Raw genomic sequence first — 1,320 nt, 5'->3', positions numbered from 1 at the left:
AAATGAACCCCGATTTCTTTATACTTAATGTTCAATAATATCTTTGCTTTAAAGTGATCGAAGCGCCTAAAACCATACGCGTTCCGCTTCATCACTTTTGTTTTGTTATTGATACCCTCTAAAAAGCCATTTGAATACTTGAAGCTAAAACTATTTAATATCTCAACTTGCCAATTTTTAAATGTTCTAATTGCCTTTAAAAATGCGGGGATAGCAGCTTCTTCTACCTTACGGTAAAAGGCTTCTAATCGTCTTTTCACTTCTGCCACATCTTCTGTTGTTTTGGCCCAGTCAAACCATTCACAATAAGCCTCTTTTAGTTCATACGCCTTCTTCAACTCTTCAGACATCCCTAGATATCGATCTAAATACCATCGGTGTTTCTCTGTTAATTTCTCACTTCGCTTATAGAGCACATGGCGCATTCGTTTACATTTCTTGCGGTCATACGCATGCCATTCTTTTTGTACCTTCCGTCGTACTTCATCAATTGCCCAGTAAATATAACGACAATAATGAAAGCGATCCGCGATAATCAAAGGGCGTCCTAATGCCTGCTTCACCGCTGATTTAAAGCTTGGGTTCATGTCCATCACTACTATTTCAACGTCCGTCCCATGTTGGTATAGATAATCTTTAATCGTATCTTTTCTACGATTTGGTAAGATATCAATGGGTTCATGCGTTTCCGCATTTGCGATAATCAGTTGGTACGTTCCAGCATCGGTGTCACCTTTATATTCATCAATGGCAATGATTTTTGGCAAACGAACTCCGCTTGCGATATGGTCTTTCGCCACCTCTTTAAAACGGCGAATCACGGTCGAACTAGATGTACCTAGTACTTCTCCTGCTTCTTTAAAGGTTTTTGCTTTAACTGAACGAATACGCACCACTTGATTCCATTCTTTTGTGTAGCGCTGATATTTTTCCACGAAAGGGGATTTCTCTGAAAAGCGTTTTCCGCATGCGCAAGCATAGCGACGACGTTTATAGAAGAGAACAGTTAAGCGTTCGAACCATTTCAAATGCTTAATCTTTTGCATACGATAGTCATGGACTTTAGTTGTCATCTCACCGCAGCTAGGGCATTTATGCGGTTTTTTTGGAAGTGAAACATGAAGTGCGGTTCGTTCCCCAACTTCCTCTATCTTTTCAATCACTACATCTTTTAATCCTGGAATATTCATGTTAAAATTCATATGCACGTATCACCTTTCTTTGACTTGTTTCTCGACAATTCAAGTATAAAAGAATCGGTGATTACGTGCATTTTTTTCGATTAAATTGTATGGATACCCCAACAAATATTATAGAACC

1 protein-coding gene is annotated in these 1,320 nt (G+C 38.8%); it reads right to left on the bottom strand.

Features of this window, described 5'->3' with window-relative positions; genetic code table 11:
• On the bottom strand, positions 1–1,208 hold a 1,208-nt coding region (locus tag AC25Y5_RS18905), incomplete at its 3' end, for an ISL3 family transposase (protein ID WP_488141645.1).
• Between the last annotated feature and the right edge of the window lie 112 nt (positions 1,209–1,320).

The organism is Sporosarcina sp. Y1011, from assembly GCF_057669885.1.
The sequence above is the reverse complement of the archived record's forward strand: the minus strand, read 5'-3'. Positions and strand labels throughout refer to the sequence as shown.